The sequence below is a fragment of the Elusimicrobiota bacterium genome (assembly GCA_041660925.1).
Classification (GTDB): Bacteria; Elusimicrobiota; Elusimicrobia; order UBA1565; family UBA1565; genus JBAZUV01.
This window is the reverse complement of the sequence record JBAZVI010000008.1, coordinates 115,756-130,525: the sequence shown is the minus strand read 5'-3', so window position 1 is coordinate 130,525 and position 14,770 is coordinate 115,756. Positions and strand designations below refer to the sequence as shown.

Here is a 14,770-nt window from a genome sequence, read left to right as displayed (position 1 = left end):
GAGTCGTTTTCCTCAACTCCTTCCCCTGCGGGGGAAGGTAGGAAGGGGGGGGATTTCTACTTTTTGGGAGCTCCCCCCTCTGTGTCTCCCCCCTGAAGGGGGGAGAGGGCGGGAAGATTCGGACGTCTGGGTCTTGACCTAATAGGGTCCACCCGTAATCCTTCCTTAACAGGGCCCAGGTATCCTGTCCGCGCCGGGGGAGGCTCCCCCGGGCGGAGGCGGGAAAGGCCTTGACAAGTCAAGATGCCGGGTCTATACTATGGGCGTAGCAGACCGGATGGCGGTCTCGGCGCGACGGCCCGGGGATGTTCGGCATGGGCGCGCGGAGCCGGCCTTCCGGCGACAACGGCAAACCCGGTGAAAGCCGGGGGCGCAAAGCCTGGATCCCCGCAGCGGGCGGGGAGGTCTGGCTACCGAACATGAAGGCCATGCGGCTCGTCGTAGACAGGCCCTTTTGGGCGGCGCTCTCGGGCGCCGCGCTGGGGCTTTCGCTTTGCCTGCCGGCGGACGCCGCGGAATCGGGCGGGCGCCCCGGCGCCTTCCTGGAGTTCGGCGTCGGCGCCCGCGCGCTGGGGATGGGCGGAGCGTTCTTCGCCATCGCCGACGACGCCACGGCCGCCTATTGGAACCCCGCCGGCCTCGCCTACCTGCAGCGCAAGGAATTCACGACGATGCAGGCGACGCTCTTCGAGCAGACCTCCTTCAACTACATGGGCTACGCGCACCCGACCGCCACCAAGGGCACCTTCTCCCTCGGCATGACCCAGCTGACCTCGGGCGGCTTCGAGAAGGTCGACGCGGTGTTCGACCCCGCGACCGGCGAGCCCACCAGCGTCACCAAGGGCGGCACCTTCGCCGACCAGCAGCGCGCGACGGCCTTCTCCTGGGGCAAAGAGGCGACCGAGACGACCGCCTTCGGCATCTCGCTGAAGCAGATCACCCGCCAGCTCGCCTCCTCCGCCGACAGCACGATGGCGCTCGACGTCACCGCGATGCGGCGCATGAGCCCCTTCTACAACCTCGCCCTCGGCATCCAGAACGTCTACAGCAAGACCGGCGGCGACACCGACGACAAGTTCCCCGTCATCGTGAAGGTCGGAAACAGCCTGCGCCTCTTCAAGGACCGCCTCCTCATGGGCTTCGACATCTCCAAGCCGCAGTACGCCGACGTCAACTGGCGCTTCGGCGGCGAGTACTGGGCGGCGCGCTGGTTCGCCTTCCGCTTCGGCCTGCTCGCCGCGCCGCAGATCCAGGAGACGGACTTCGGCTTCGGCTTCCGCTTCCAGCGTCTCCAGATCGACCTTGCGCAGGGCATCCACGACCTCGGCGCGAGCACGCGCATGTCGGTGACCTTCCGCTTCGGCCGCTCGCGCGACGACCGCTCCGCCGACCAGGTGAAGATCCTCGTCGAGCAGGGCTATCAGGCCTTCAAGGACGGCGACTTCCAGCTCGCGGCCCTGCGCCTGAACCAGGCGCTCGACGCTTCGCCGAACAACAAGCAGGTCAAGGCGATGCTGGTCCGCCTGCAGACCGTCGTCACCTACGTGCCCCAGGCCCAGGGCGGCGAGGAGTTCCAGACCTACGTCCGCCGCGGCGTCATCTCCTACGTGGACGGCCGCGACCTGCGCAGCTCGGTCAACGCCCTGCGCTACGCCTACAACAAGAATCCGAAGGACGAGAAGACGCTCACCCTGCTCAACGTGGTCGAGAAGGAGGCGGGCGTCAGCGAACTGACCCGCCGCGCGGACGGCCCGGAGCAGTTCACCTTCGTCGACCAGAAGCTCTACGACGCCCGCCAGGCCATCTACGACGGCAAGTACGACCTCGCCATCCGCCGCGCCCAGGACGTGCTCGACCTCGAGCCCAACAACGTCACCGCGCTCGAGATCATGGGTTCGGCGTTCTTCATGATGGAGGAGAAGTCGAAGGCGAAGGCGGTCTGGCGCCGGGTCATCGAGATCGACCCGAACAACAAGGTCGTCGGCGAGTTCATCAAGCGTATCCCCTGAGCGCGCGGGACGCGCTCAGGGGCGGCAAGGGTTTGAGGCCGGGGGGGACGCCGAACGGCCCGCGCAGAACTGAGGCTGCGCGGCCGGGCCCCCGGCCTTCATTTTTTTACGGCCCGATGTCAGACGAAAGGTGCGTTTAATCGGCGATTCGATGCCGGGAATAGCTTGTGCTATGCAGAGTACTTCCGGGGTGGCCCACGGAAGTACCCGTAATAAACGCGCTTTCTCGACTTGAATTTGTAACAGGAGGGCCTTACACTAGGGACGATGAGCGGCACTATGGGGAAAAGTATCGTTCTATCCGCATTCCTCGCTCTCCCGGGCCTCGCCCGGGCGACGGACGTCGTCCAGGTCCCGCCGCTCACCCTCGTCGACCAGCGCGAGCAGATCATCAAGGACGCGGAGACCCGCATCCAGAAGGACATCCTCGACCCCCTCTTCGGCAAGGACCGCGCGGCCGTCTTCGTCGACGTGGAGATCGAGATGCGGGCCCAGCGGCGCGAGAGCCTGCGCGAGGGCGCCGGCATCGCCGAAAAATACAAAGAGAAGGGAGAGAAAGGGCAGGCGGTCTTCGGCGACTGGGCGCTCCCGGGCGTTCCCAAGCCCAAGAACATCTCCAACCTCTCCGACAAGGGCAAGCCCGAGGCGGCCGTGGGGCAGGCCGCCCAGCAGTCGAAGACCGAGCAGGAGGAGTTCTACGCGCAGGAACTCGTGATGAAGAAGTTCCAGACCACGGTCTTCCACGACGAGAAGGCGCCCGCCGCGAAGCTCAAGGAGATCCGCGGGCTCATCGTCGACGCGATGGCGCGCTACAAGATCAAGCCCGAGGACGTCTTCTTCAAGCCGATGAAGTACCAGTTCAAGGAGCACGACTGGCGCGACGACTTCAAGGAGCCCCGGGTCTATCTCCCGCTGCTCTATGCGACCCTCCTCCTGCTCCTGCTCCTCTTCCTTTTCGGGCCTTTCGCGCGCTTCCTCCGCCGCTACGTCGAGGCCCTCGTCCAGAAGCCGGCCGCCGAGATCAACGTCGAGTCCAACATCGAGCCGCCGGAGGAGGAAGAGGGCGGAGGGGGCGGCGGGTCGGGCGCGGAGGAAGGGCTGCTCGACATCCTGGTGGGCAACAAGCCCCCCGAGCTTCCGCCGCCGCCGCCGCCGGATGATGAGGAGGACGATATGGCCAAGAAGATGGAGCCCTTCGCGTACATCAACGAGACGAACCTCAAGCGATTGGCGAACCTCTTCCAGATCCGCCGCGAGGAGCCCTGGCTCATCGCCGTGGTGCTCAGCTACCTGCGCCCGGAATACGCCCGGCAGGTCCTCACCGCGCTGCCGCTGGAGCTGCAGGCCAAGGTGGCCATGGAGGCCCTCACCGTCCGCCAGGTGACCCGCGAGCAGGTCGCGGCCATCGACGCGGAGATCAAGGAGAACGTCGAGTTCGTGGTCGGAGGCATCGAGCGCCTGACTCAGATGCTGGAGGAGGCCGACGGCCAGACCCGCACGAACATCCTCGAGTATCTCAAGAACGACAAGCCCGCCGTCTACGACCATGTCCGCCGCCTCATCCTCCTCTTCGAGGACATCGCCGGCTTCCCCGACCGCGACATGCAGGTGGTCGTGCGCGAGCTCAAGACCGAGAGCATGGCGCGCGCCCTGACCGGCGCGGCGCCCGAGGTCGTCAACAAGTTCTTCAGCAACATGTCCTCCGGCGCCGCCTCGCTGCTCAAGGAGTCCATGGAGTACACCCAGGGCGTCTCACCCCAGCAGATCGAGGAGGAGCGCGCGAAGATCATGGACCAGATCAAGGCCCTCGACCGGCAGGGCAAGATCGCCGTGCGCAGCGGCAAGGACGAAGGGGGCTTCCAGCAGGTCATCGCGCCCCTCGCGCGCGCCGCCGCGGCGCGCAGGGACGAGAAGGAGGGCGCCGGACCCGCGGCCCCGTCCATCGAGGACGCGGTCCGGGCCCGCATCGACCCCGAGGAGGCGAAGCGCTACTTCGACGCGGGCGTCGCCAGCCACGAGGCGGGGAACACCGACGAGGCCGTCAAGTATTTCCAGCAGGCCATCGAGTTCGACCCCGACCTGTGGCAGGCCTATCAGTATCTGGGCTCCGACCTCTTCCAGATGGGCCGGGCCTCCGAAGCCCTCCTTTATTATGAGAAGTCCCTGGCCCACAACCCGGACCCCCAGCTGCAGGCCTGGGTGGACGACTACAAGGCGCAGAACAAGCCCGCATGATCTCCACATGAAGCTCCCAATGGGTGAACATCATGGCTGAGCAACCCGAGAAGAAACCCAACCTTCCTCCTCTTCCCCCGTCCGGGGCGGCGAAGCCGCCACTGCCCGGGGCGAAGCCGCCTCTGCCGGGGGCGCCGCCCCTGCCCGGGGCGAAGCCGCCTCTGCCCGGGGCGAAGCCGCCCCTGCCCGGGGCGAGGCCTCCCCTGTCGGGGAACGCCCCGCCGCCTCCGCCCGCGGCGAGCGCTCCTCCGTCCGGCTTCGGCTTTCCCGCCCCCGCGGGGGGGATGCCGGGGATGGCGATGTCCCCCATGGCGGGGATGCCCATGATGGGCCCCGGGATGATGCCGCAGATGCCCTTCATGGCCGCCCCGATGTGGGCGATGCCCGCCGCGCCGGCGGCCGCTCCGGCTCCCGCGGCTCCCGCGGCTCCCCCGGCTCCGCCGCCCGTCGATTACGAGCGCAAGATCGCGCTGCTCGAGCGCCGCCTGCAGGACGAGCGTGAGAAGGTCCTGCTCGCGAGCCTCAAGTCCAAGGAGGAGTCCGAGATCGCCTCCCGCGTCGAGGTCTCCATCAAGGACGTGCAGGACAAGCTGCGCCGCGACCGCCGCGAGGGGGAGATGGAGGAGACGCGGCTGAAGCTGGAGGCCCGCGTCCAGGAGCTCGAGGCGCGCCTCGGGCAGGAGCGCGAGACCTGGGTCCACACGCTGAAGGGGCAGATGTCCCAGCGGGAGGCCCAGGACCGCGACATCGAGGGGCAGTTCACGCACCGCATCCAGGAGATCGAGCGCCGCTGGCTGGAGGAGAAGGCCCACTGGCAGCGCCTCATCCACGCGCGCGAGGACGAGCTGCGCCAGGCCAAGGGCGCGGCCGAGTCCCTGAAGGGCATCGAGCTCGAGTTCCGCAAGCTCGACGTCGACAAGAAGTCCGTCGACGAGAAGCTCGCCCGTCTCGTCCAGGAGAACGCCGCCCTCCAGGCCAAGACCCAGGGGGCGGAGGAGCGCGAGCGCGAGTTCTACCGCGTCAAGGCCGAGCTCGAGAAGTCCCAGGACCAGCTCCATGTCCTGCACGAGCGCCTCGAGCGCGAGCTGCAGGTCGAGCGCGCGGGCTCGAAGGAGCGCGAGCAGCGCCTGCTCGAGGACAACGAGAAGCTCCAGAACGAGCTCATGTCGCTGGCCCAGCGCCTGCGCGCCGACTACGAGTCGGAGATCCGCCGGGTCAAGAGCGAATCCGAGGGGGAGACGAAGAAGGCCAAGGCCCAGGCCGATCTGGCCGGGGCCGCCCTGCAGCGCATGCGCGCCGTCGCCGGCGCCATGGAGAAGCAGCTCGCCGCTCTGCGCGTCCAGGCCGGGGAGGCCCAGAAGCTCAAGGACGAGGTCCTGCACCTCAACGAGCGCTACAAGGCCGAGTTCCTCGTGCTCCAGCGCCGGTGGCAGGACCGCGAGCTCGAGCTTCGCAAGAGCGCCGAGGTCGAGGCCGCCAAGCGCTTCGACGCCGAGAAGTCGCGCCTGAAGCTGCGCGCCCAGGAGGAGCTGCAGGCGCAGGTCGTCCGCGTGCAGGGGGAGGCCCGTACGGAGATGGAGCGCGAGCTCGCCGACCGGCAGTCCCGTCTGCGCGCCGCGATGGAGGAGGAGATCGCGCGCCGGCTCAAGCTCGAGGCCGAGAAGGCCGCCCAGCAGTCCCAGGGCGCGGACCAGGCCCGCCGCCGGCTCGAGGAGGAGCTCCACGCCTCCCGCCAGGAACTCGCCAAGCTCCAGCAGTCGCACGACGAGATGCGCGGGCGCTCCGCTCTCGACGAGGAGTGGCGCTCCGCGCATGCGCGCGAGCGCGGCGAGCAGGAGAAGGCCCTCATCGCCCTGCGCGAGCAGGTGCGCCGGCTCGAGACCGTCGCGGGCGAGGCCCAGGCCCGCGCCGCGGCCGAGGAGCGTCGCTTCGCCGCCCTCTGCGCCGAGCGCGACAACTGGAACCGGCTCAAGATCGCCTACGAGGTGAAGGACCGCAAGAACGCGCAGGACCTCGAGGCGCTGAAGGCGGGCAACGCCCGCCTTCAGGCGCAGCTCGAGGAATGCCGCCGCGGTCCCGGAGCGGGAGGGGGGAAACCGTGATCAAGCTCACGCGACTCAACGGATCGACGATGACCATCAACGCCGAGCTCATCGAGACCGTGGAGGCCTGTCCGGACACCGTCATCCACCTCGCGACCAACAACCGCTACGTCGTCCGGGAGAGCGTGGACGTCGTGGTTGAAAAGGTGATAGAGTACCGAAAGCGGGTCAACGCGGAACGGCCCGTCGTGAACCCCATCGAGGGCTTCAAGCGGGAGTGATTCTCCCCGCACTTTTAATGTAAAGGAACTGCCATGGACATTGCCACAGTAATGGGCATTTTCGTCTTCATCGGGCTCGCGATCGCCGCGATCCTGCAGGCCGAGGGCGTCAAGGGCTTCGTCCCTTTCCTCAACATGGAGGCCCTGCTCCTCGTCATGGGAGGGACCTTCTGCGCGACGCTGGTGAACTACCCGCTCAAGCAGATCGTGGGCCTGGGCAAGATCCTGCGCAAGGTGCTGCTCCAGGGCGGCGTGGACACCACCGGCATCGTCGGGACCTTCGTGACGCTCTCCCAGAAGGCCAAGCGCGAGGGCTTCCTCGCCCTTCAGGCGGAGGTCGCGGCCATCCCCGACGACTTCATGCGCCGCGGCGTGCAGCTCGTCATCGACGGACAGGAGGCCGAGTTCATCCGCAACATGCTCGAGACCGAGCTCGGCTTCATCCGCGAGCGCCACAAGATCGGGCAGGAGATCTTCAACTCGATGGGGACCTACTCCCCGGCCTTCGGCATCATCGGCACGGTCATGGGCATGGTGCTGATGCTGAACTCGATCGACGACATCGCGGCCGTGCCGCGCCGGATGGCGCTCGCGCTCGCCGCCGCCTTCTACGGGCTGGCCTCGGGCTACCTCCTCTTCCTCCCCATGGGCGGCAAGCTGCGCCGCCGCTCCGAGGAGGAGCTGCTCGTCAAGGAGATCGTCATCCGGGGCGTGCTGCTCCTGCAGAGCGGCGCCACGCCCAGCGTCGTCGAGGCCAACCTCAAGGCGTACCTCGAGCCCTCCCAGCGCGTGCTCGTCAAGGGGCAGGAAGAGGCGGTCCCCGAGGCGCCGCCGGAGGCGGGGAAATAGCGGATGCCGATCAAGGCCCCCAAAGGCTTCATCGACGAGAGCGACCCGAAGGTCTGCCAGATCGGCCATCCGGCGCCGCCGTGGCTGGTCAACTACGCGGACCTCATGACCGAGCTCGTCTGCTTCTTCATCATCCTCTATGCCCTCTCGGCCTCCCTCAACAAGGGCGTCCAGCAGGCGGCCCAGGAGGTCAAGGAGGTCATGAAGGAGCAGAAGGTCGCCGGCGAGGTGAAGATCGACCGGGAAGGGCTGAAGATCAGCATCGAGGAGAACGGGGACATCGCCTTCTTCAACAGCGGCAAGGCGGACATCACCCCGGGCATGGCCGCCCTGCTCGACAAGATCGCCCCCAAGCTCAAGGACCTCTCCCAGAAGTACGAGATCGTCGTCGAGGGACACACCGACAACATCCCCATCAACGACGAGTACTTCGCCTCCAACTGGGAGCTCTCTTCGGCCCGCGCCACCGAGGTCGTCGACTATTTCATCCGGCAGAGGGGCTTCTCGCCGCTGGCGATGGCGGCGATGGGCTATGGGGAGTTCCGCCCCGTCGCGCCCAACGACACGGCGGCCAATCGCGCGCGCAACCGCCGCGTCGTCTTCTTCGTGAAGACGGTCGTCCCGCGCGCCCAGACGCTCCCGGGCCACGCCTCGACGGCCCCCGTGGCCGGCGTGCCCATCGCTCCCGCCGGGACCCCCGTCGCGGAGATCTCGGCGGCGGGCGCGACGCCCACGGCCGCCGCGCCGCCCGCCGGAGAGCCGGCCCCCGCCGCGGCCGTCCAGGAGAACAACCCATGAGACGCCTCCTCGCGCCCGCGCTCGCGCTCACGCTCTCCGGCTGCGCCTTCCTCACCGTGGGAGGCAACAAGGGGGGGAAGAAGGTCGTCCTCCAGGATTTCGCGGAGGGGCGCATCGCCTCCACGGTCATCGTCGACCGCCTCACCGGCGCCAAGGAGATGCTCTTCGTCTCCATGCCGCAGAAGTCCAACTTCCTCGAGGGCTACGTCGTCGGCGTCGTCACGGACTACGAGGACAACCCCATCCAGGGCGTCGTCGTGCGCGCGACGGCCGAAGGCGAGGAGAAGTTCGTCGAGAAGAGCCAGGCCGCGTTCCAGACCTCCTCTTTCGACGCCGGCGTCAGCGATTCCAACGGCGTCTACCGCATCCGCTTCAGTCTCCCCATCGTCAAGAACCGCATCGACGTGCGCGGCAAGCTCGTCTACAACCCGGGCTGGGAGCAGGAGCGCGACAACCTCGGCAAGGCGTACTCCCCCCAGCTGAAGGAATCCCCCTTCCGGCTCTATTTCGACCAGAAGAGCGGCCAGCTCATCTTCGCCGAGGGCGTGCGCAAGCTCATCGTCCAGCCCATCGAGGGGAAGAAGGCCGCCAAGTCGAAGGAGCTCCCCGGCGCGAAGCCGCCGGAGGGCGACAAGCCGGCGGCGAAGGGCGACGAGGACCTGCTCAAGAGCTTCTTCGGCGGACCATGACGCCGGTCGTCTACCTCGACCACAACGCCACGACCCCCGTCCGTCCCGAGGTCCTGGAAGCCATGCTCCCCTGGCTGCGGGACCTCTACGGCAACCCCAGCAGCGTCCACTCCTTCGGCCAGCGCGCGCGCCGCGCGGTCGAAGAGGCGCGCGCGGCCGTCGCCCGCCTCCTGAACGCTTCGAAGCCCGAGGAGCTCGTCTTCACCTCGGGCGGCTCGGAAGCCCTCGCCCTGGCCGTGCTGGGCGCGGCCGAGGGCGCCCGGCTGGCGTCCGGCGGCGCGAAGCGCCGCGTCGTGACCACGCGCGTCGAGCACGAGGCGCACCGCGGCCTCGGCGCGCTCCTCGAGGGGCGCGGCTTCGAGGTCGTCGCGGTCGAGGTCGACGGGGAAGGCCGGGTCGAGCCCGCGGAGGTCCTCGCCGCGCTGCGGCCCGACACCGCGCTCGTCTCGGTCATGCTCGCCAACAACGAGGTCGGGACCCTGCAGCCGGTCGCCGAGCTGGCCCGCCTCTGCCGCGAACGCGGGATCCCGTCGCACACCGACGCGGTCCAGGCGGTCGGCAAGGTCCCCGTGGACGTCCAGGCCCTCGGGGTCGACCTCCTGTCGCTCTCCGGCCACAAGTTCAACGCGCCCAAGGGCGTCGGCGCGCTCTACGCGCGCCAGGGGACCGCGCTCGTCCCGGTCGTCGCCGGCCACCAGGAGCGCAACCGGCGCGGAGGGACCGAGAACGTCGCCGGGATCGTCGGGCTCGGCGCCGCGGCCCGGCTCGCGGGCGAAGGTCTGGCGCCGCACGCGCGCGAGCTGGAGGCGCTGCGCGACCGGCTCGAGGAGGGCCTCGCGCGCGTCCCGGGCTCCCGGCGCATGAGCCGCGCCGCCGCGCGCCTGTCCAACACCTGCCATTTCTGCTTCGAAGGCCTCGACGGCCACGACCTCGTCATCGCGCTCGACCTCGAGGGCGTCTGCGCCTCGAGCGGCTCGGCCTGCGCGGGCGGGCTGGCGAGGGTCTCGCACGTCCTCGAAGCCATGGGGGTCCCCTCCCCGCTCGCGCGCGGCGCGCTGCGCCTCTCGCTGGGCTGGGGCTCGACGGCCGCCGACGTCGCGCGCGTCCTCGAGGTCCTGCCCGGCGCCGTCGAGCGCCTGAGGAGCAGCCGCGCATGAGCCGGGTGGCCGTGGCGATGAGCGGGGGCGTCGATTCCGCGGTCGCGGCCGCGCTCTGCCTCGAGGCCGGGCACGAGGTCTTCGGCGTCACCGCGAAGCTCGGAGGCGCCCTCGCGTCGGGCTCCGGCTGCTGCGGCGCGCCCAGCGACCTCCTCGAGGCCCGCCGCGCCTGCGAGAAGCTCGGGCTCGCGCACTATGTCGTCGACCTCGCGGAGTGCTTCGAGAGCACCGTCGTCGCGCCCTTCATCGACGAGTACCTGCGTCAGCGCACCCCCAACCCCTGCGTGGAGTGCAACCGGACGCTCAAGTTCGGCCGGCTGCTCGAACTCTGCGCGGCCTGGAAGGCGGACTATCTGGCTACCGGCCACTACGCCCGGCTCGAGCGGGGAGAGGACGGGGTCCGGCTCCTGCGCGGGGCGGACCCGGAGAAGGACCAGAGCTATTTCCTCTGCCGGCTGGGAGTGCGGGAGCTCTCCCGGGCGCTGTTCCCGGTCGGAGCGCTCTCGAAGGAGGAGGTCCGCGCGAAGGCCCGGTCGCTCGGCCTCGCCAACGCCGACCACGCGGAGAGCATGGAGATCTGCTTCGTGCCCGGCGGGGACTACCGCACCTTCCTGCGCGCCCGCCGCGGCGACGGCGCCTTCCAGGAGGGGGAGATCCGCGACCTGCAGGGCCGGCTCCTCGGCCGCCACCGCGGCCTGCCCGCGTATACGATCGGCCAGCGGCGCGGTCTGGGCCTGAGCTCGAAGAAGCCGCTCTACGTGGCGGGCCTCGACGGGACGACGAACACGCTGCTCGTCGGCACCGCCGAGGAGACGCTCAAGAAGGTCTTCACGACCGGCCCGGCGTCCTGGACGCGCGCGCCGGTCGCCGGGCCGGCCGGGGTCCGCGTGCGCCACCGCGGCCGCGTGCTCGACGCCGTCCTCGTCGCGCTGGACGGCGGGCGCATGCGCGTCGAGCTGTCGGCGGGGGAGCGCGCGGTCTGCCCCGGGCAGACCGCGGCCTTCTGCCGCGGCGACGAGGTGCTGGGCGGAGCCGCTATTGAGGAGGTACAATGAACGCCATGTTCGACCGGAACGTCCTTCGCAAGGGGTTCGTCTGCGTCGCGGTCTGGGGCCTGTGGGCCGCCGCGCTCGCCCTCTCCGGGTGCTCGTCGATGGGCCTGCGGGAGGAGTCGGTGTCGCGCGAGGGCTCCGACGAGGTCCGGCGCTCGGAGCGCCTGAGCGTCGAGAGCCACACCCTCTCCCGCTTGGCCGCCATCGAGCGCAGCCTCGACGACTTCATCAAGGCCGAGAAGCGCGTCCCCAAGACGCTCGACGAGCTCGTGCCCAAGTTCCTCGCCGAGATCCCCGAGGTCGAACTCGGCCTGCGCGGGCACCGGGACAACGCCGCGGTCCGCTACTATCCCGCCGCCATCATCCTCGACGACCAGATCGACGGGACCCGGCTGAAGGACACCGGCGGCTGGGGCTACGTCTACAACGAGCACCGGGTCATCGTCTTCGTCGACTGCGTCCATAAGATGATGAAGGGTTCGTACTGGTATCAGGCGCGGGGGGTGTTCTGATGCGCGTACTCGTCCTCTTCGGCGGGCGCTCGGCCGAGCGCGAGGTCTCCTGCGTCTCGGCGCAGTCCGTGCTGCGGAACCTCGGCCGTCATCAGCCGATCCTCGTCTGGATCGACCCGCAGGGCCGCTGGTGGCATCAGCGCCGCGTGAAGGAGTACCTCGCGCACAAGAAGCCCGCGCGCTTCCCCTTCGAGCGCGTCGCCGCCCGCCTCGAGCCGGGGCCCCGCCCCGCCCTCGTCGCCGGCGCGCGCCGCTTCTACCCCGACGTCGCCTTTCCGGTCCTCCACGGCCCCTTCGGGGAGGACGGCACGATGCAGGGGCACCTCGAGATCGTCGGGCTCCCCTACGTCGGCTGCGGGGTGCTGGGCTCCTCCGCCGGCATGGACAAGGCGGTCACGAAGGTCCTGGCCGCGCGGGCGGGCCTGCCGCAGGTGCCCTACGCGCTGCTCAAGGACCCCCGCGACCTCGTCGCCGCGCGGCGGCTCAAGCTCCCGGTCTTCGTGAAGCCCTCGCGCCTGGGCTCGTCGGTGGGCGTCTACAAGGTCAAGAAGTCCTCGGAGCTCGCCGCGGCGGTGCGCAAGGCCTTCCGCTTCGACTCCGAGGTGCTCGTGGAGCAGGGCGTGTCGGCGCGCGAGATTGAATGCGCGGTCATCGGCGAGGGACGGCGGACGCGGGTGGCGAAGACGGTCGGCGAGATCCGGCCGAACGCCGAGTTCTACTCCTACGAGGCCAAGTACCTCGATCCCGACGGCGCCGAGCTCATCATCCCCGCGAAGCTCTCGAAGAGCGCGGCGGAGACGGTCCGCGCGCTCTCGCGCAGGGCCTTCGACGCGGTCTGCGGCTTCGGCATGGCCCGGGTCGACTTCTTCCTCGACAAGCGCACGGGGCGCTTCTACTTCAACGAGGTCAACACCATCCCCGGCTTCACCTCCATCAGCCAGTTCCCCAAGCTCTGGGCCGAGTCGGGCCTGGCGTTCCCGAAGCTCGTCGACGAGCTCCTGAAGCTCGCCGTCGCTCGCCACCGGGACCAGGCGAAGCTGAGGATCACGAGGGACTAATCAGGGCTACTCGGAGCCGTCCCCATTAGGGTTCGTTCTTCCTTAGCTCCCTCCCCCTCGGGGGAGGGTAGGGAGAGGGAGAACTGCGATGCTCGGCACCGAATCGAGCGGTGCCAGACACCCAGGGGTGCCGGGTATCAGGCACCGAGTTGACGGTGCCGAGCACTCAGTAACGCTCGACTCGGCGCCGAGCGATGATAACAACAAAAGAGAGGAGCCCGCGCCTCAAGACGCGGGCTCCTCTCTTTCCCGGTTCTACGCGGACTCGGCGTCGCTTCCGGGCTCCTCCGGGGCCGACAGGGTGCCGGCGATCTGGAGCGCCGCGACGGGAGCGATCGGCAGGCAGAGGCGGAAGAAGTTGCTCCGCCAGAACTCCGCGGAATGGTCACGGAGTACCGCGTAGCCCGCGGCGATCAGCGCAAGATAGGCCAGCACCGTCGCCGCGAGGCGGAGTCCCTGCGCGTCGCGGCGCCGGGCGCAGAGCGCCGCGGAGAAGAGGAAGACCGGCCAGAAAAGTCCCCAGAGGAGCCTGTTCCCGAAGGGGTCGGCCTCCGTCCCCAACAGCGCGCCGAGGCAGAACGCGGCGATCCTCCCCCCGTCGAGGCCGACTCCCGGCTGCAGGAGCGCGAGCTGGAAGACGTCCGTCGTGTCGGTGGGGTCGAGGGGAAGGCGGCGGACCAGCAGGAGCCAGGGCAGGACGACCGCTCCGACGAGCGGCAGCCGCGCCGCGGCGTTCCTCCAGCCGCGTCCGGGGAAGGCGATGAGGACGAGCGTGAGGGCGGCCAGGAGCCCTCCCTCGTTCTTCACCAGGGGCAGGGCGCCGGTCAGGAAGGCCGAGAGCGCCAGCCAGCGCATCCCGCCTTCGCGGCGCCACAGGAGGGTCGTTCCGAGGGCGAGGGCATAGAGCGCGGCCAGAGGGGTGTCGGCGTAGCCCGAGAAGGCGCTCCCGTCCGACAGAAAGAAAGCCGGGAGGACGGCGATCAGGGCCGCGGCCGTGAGGGCGGCTTTCCGGTCCGCCAGCAGGATCCGGGCGAGGTCGTAGAGGAAGGAGACCAGCATCGGGAAGAACAGGCCGATGAGGAGCATCACCGCCCGGTCGTCCGCCTTGCGCGCGCAGGTGAACACGAAGGATTCGGCCATGGGCAGCAGGAGGGGATAGCGGAAATGCGGATGGACCCGGTGAGGGTCCATGAACTCCGGGGAGAACAGCGTTCCCGCGTGGAAGAGCATCTTGGCCTTGGCTCCCCAGATGGCGCGGGAGTCGTGATAATGGAGGGGGTAGAGGACGGCGAGGAGCAGTGCGCTCAGCGCTCCGAAAAGGATCGCCGCGAGCAGGAGGCGCTCCGTCGCGTCCAGGGCGGGGGGGCCGCCGGCCGCGCCGGTCTCGAAGAGCCGCTCCGCCGGGGCTCCTCCCCGCGGGCGCGCGCGGGCCCACGCGAGCGCGCAGAGGACGGCGAGTCCGCCGTAGGCCCAGGGCAGACGGAGGCCGGCGAGCATCGCCAGGTTCCCGGCGGCCGCCAGGGCCGCGAGGCCCACTCCGAAGCACAGCGGGACGAGCCCGAAGAGCGAGAAGGGCTGGCGGCCGGGGATGAGCGCGCGCAAGAGGGCGAAGCCGCCGGTCAGAAGGAGGAGGACGGCGCCGGCCGCGGCGAGGAAGGGGAGGAGGACGCTCATCGCGCGAGGGAGTCCGTCCGGAGGAGACGGGCCTGCCCGTCCGGACCGAAGAAGAGCGTGAGATCGGTCTTCCCCGCGAGCTCCGGCGGGAGCTTCGGGAGGTCCCGCTCCCGCTCGACGCCGACGGCGTAGAAGGACGCCCTCGGCAGCAGGTAATAGCTCAGGAACCAGGGGAGCCCGGGGGTGACGAGGAGGATCCTCGCGTCGAGAGGGAGACCGCCCAGCTGCTCCGCGAGACGGTATTCCGGCCCGCGCATCCGCGCGAGCGCCGCGTCGCGGGAGATCCGCGGGTCCAGGGCCGCCCGGAGCTCCGAGCGCCCGAACACGTGCATCCCGGTCATGGCCAGGCCGGCGAGGATCTGGCAGACGACGAGCGAGGCCAGGAGGCGCCGTGCGTTCTTCATGCGCCGCTCA

13 protein-coding genes and 1 riboswitch are annotated in these 14,770 nt (G+C 69.6%); of the genes, 11 read left to right on the top strand and 2 right to left on the bottom strand.

Annotated elements, in window-relative coordinates; all coding sequences use genetic code 11:
- Positions 1–337: 337 nt before the first annotated feature.
- Positions 338–418, top strand: a riboswitch (cyclic di-GMP riboswitch).
- A 1-nt stretch (position 419) separates the two neighbouring features.
- The 11 genes from WC969_12180 to WC969_12130 all read left to right on the top strand — a co-directional run bounded on the left by WC969_12180 (position 420) and on the right by WC969_12130 (position 12,682).
- Complete coding sequence (locus WC969_12180; protein ID MFA6030605.1) at positions 420–2,009, top strand: PorV/PorQ family protein; 1,590 nt, start codon at positions 420–422, stop codon at positions 2,007–2,009.
- A gap of 267 nt (positions 2,010–2,276) precedes the next feature.
- The gene (locus tag WC969_12175; protein ID MFA6030604.1) at positions 2,277–4,244 is read left to right on the top strand and encodes a FliG C-terminal domain-containing protein; all 1,968 of its coding nucleotides are present in this window, start codon (positions 2,277–2,279) and stop codon (positions 4,242–4,244) included.
- A 293-nt stretch (positions 4,245–4,537) separates the two neighbouring features.
- A complete protein-coding gene (locus WC969_12170) occupies positions 4,538–6,346 on the top strand; it encodes a hypothetical protein (GenBank protein MFA6030603.1) in 1,809 nt (602 codons plus the stop codon).
- Positions 6,343–6,567 (top strand): flagellar FlbD family protein, encoded by a 225-nt coding sequence (locus WC969_12165; protein ID MFA6030602.1) that lies wholly within the window; start codon positions 6,343–6,345, stop codon positions 6,565–6,567. The genes WC969_12170 and WC969_12165 overlap by 4 nt, the downstream gene beginning before the upstream one ends.
- A gap of 51 nt (positions 6,568–6,618) precedes the next feature.
- Entirely contained in the window at positions 6,619–7,416 is a 798-nt protein-coding gene (locus tag WC969_12160) for a MotA/TolQ/ExbB proton channel family protein (protein MFA6030601.1), read from the top strand.
- A gap of 3 nt (positions 7,417–7,419) precedes the next feature.
- The gene (locus tag WC969_12155) at positions 7,420–8,214 is read left to right on the top strand and encodes an OmpA family protein (GenBank protein ID MFA6030600.1); all 795 of its coding nucleotides are present in this window, start codon (positions 7,420–7,422) and stop codon (positions 8,212–8,214) included.
- Positions 8,211–8,903 carry a hypothetical protein gene (locus WC969_12150; GenBank protein MFA6030599.1) on the top strand — a complete coding sequence of 231 codons (693 nt, stop codon included), beginning with the start codon at positions 8,211–8,213 and terminating at the stop codon, positions 8,901–8,903. Before WC969_12155 ends, WC969_12150 begins: the two co-directional genes overlap by 4 nt.
- Complete coding sequence (locus tag WC969_12145; protein ID MFA6030598.1) at positions 8,900–10,060, top strand: aminotransferase class V-fold PLP-dependent enzyme; 1,161 nt, start codon at positions 8,900–8,902, stop codon at positions 10,058–10,060. Before WC969_12150 ends, WC969_12145 begins: the two co-directional genes overlap by 4 nt.
- A complete protein-coding gene (gene mnmA, locus WC969_12140) occupies positions 10,057–11,115 on the top strand; it encodes a tRNA 2-thiouridine(34) synthase MnmA (protein MFA6030597.1) in 1,059 nt (352 codons plus the stop codon). Before WC969_12145 ends, mnmA begins: the two co-directional genes overlap by 4 nt.
- A gap of 5 nt (positions 11,116–11,120) precedes the next feature.
- Entirely contained in the window at positions 11,121–11,624 is a 504-nt protein-coding gene (locus WC969_12135) for a hypothetical protein (GenBank protein ID MFA6030596.1), read from the top strand.
- Complete coding sequence (locus tag WC969_12130; GenBank protein ID MFA6030595.1) at positions 11,624–12,682, top strand: D-alanine--D-alanine ligase family protein; 1,059 nt, start codon at positions 11,624–11,626, stop codon at positions 12,680–12,682. Before WC969_12135 ends, WC969_12130 begins: the two co-directional genes overlap by 1 nt.
- A 255-nt stretch (positions 12,683–12,937) precedes the next feature.
- Here the strand turns inward: WC969_12130 and WC969_12125 are convergent, their stop codons facing one another.
- Both WC969_12125 and WC969_12120 read right to left on the bottom strand, forming a co-directional pair.
- Positions 12,938–14,356, bottom strand: a complete 1,419-nt coding sequence (locus WC969_12125) for a glycosyltransferase family 39 protein (GenBank protein MFA6030594.1) — start codon at positions 14,354–14,356, stop codon at positions 12,938–12,940.
- Complete coding sequence (locus WC969_12120) at positions 14,353–14,760, bottom strand: hypothetical protein (GenBank protein ID MFA6030593.1); 408 nt, start codon at positions 14,758–14,760, stop codon at positions 14,353–14,355. The genes WC969_12125 and WC969_12120 overlap by 4 nt, the downstream gene beginning before the upstream one ends.
- Between the last annotated feature and the right edge of the window lie 10 nt (positions 14,761–14,770).

Excerpts from the sequence above, each read along its gene's own strand:
- WC969_12130 (MFA6030595.1), top strand. The coding sequence starts at position 11,624 with ATGCGCGTACTCGTCCTCTTCGGCGGGCGCTCGGCCGAGCGCGAGGTC.
- mnmA (MFA6030597.1), top strand. The coding sequence starts at position 10,057 with ATGAGCCGGGTGGCCGTGGCGATGAGCGGGGGCGTCGATTCCGCGGTC.
- WC969_12170 (MFA6030603.1), top strand. The coding sequence starts at position 4,538 with ATGGCGATGTCCCCCATGGCGGGGATGCCCATGATGGGCCCCGGGATG.
- WC969_12180 (MFA6030605.1), top strand. The coding sequence starts at position 420 with ATGAAGGCCATGCGGCTCGTCGTAGACAGGCCCTTTTGGGCGGCGCTC.
- WC969_12175 (MFA6030604.1), top strand. The coding sequence starts at position 2,277 with ATGAGCGGCACTATGGGGAAAAGTATCGTTCTATCCGCATTCCTCGCT.
- WC969_12135 (MFA6030596.1), top strand. The coding sequence starts at position 11,121 with ATGTTCGACCGGAACGTCCTTCGCAAGGGGTTCGTCTGCGTCGCGGTC.
- WC969_12160 (MFA6030601.1), top strand. The coding sequence starts at position 6,619 with ATGGGCATTTTCGTCTTCATCGGGCTCGCGATCGCCGCGATCCTGCAG.
- WC969_12155 (MFA6030600.1), top strand. The coding sequence starts at position 7,420 with ATGCCGATCAAGGCCCCCAAAGGCTTCATCGACGAGAGCGACCCGAAG.
- WC969_12145 (MFA6030598.1), top strand. The coding sequence starts at position 8,900 with ATGACGCCGGTCGTCTACCTCGACCACAACGCCACGACCCCCGTCCGT.
- WC969_12150 (MFA6030599.1), top strand. The coding sequence starts at position 8,211 with ATGAGACGCCTCCTCGCGCCCGCGCTCGCGCTCACGCTCTCCGGCTGC.
- WC969_12125 (MFA6030594.1), bottom strand. The coding sequence starts at position 14,356 with ATGAGCGTCCTCCTCCCCTTCCTCGCCGCGGCCGGCGCCGTCCTCCTC.
- WC969_12120 (MFA6030593.1), bottom strand. The coding sequence starts at position 14,760 with ATGAAGAACGCACGGCGCCTCCTGGCCTCGCTCGTCGTCTGCCAGATC.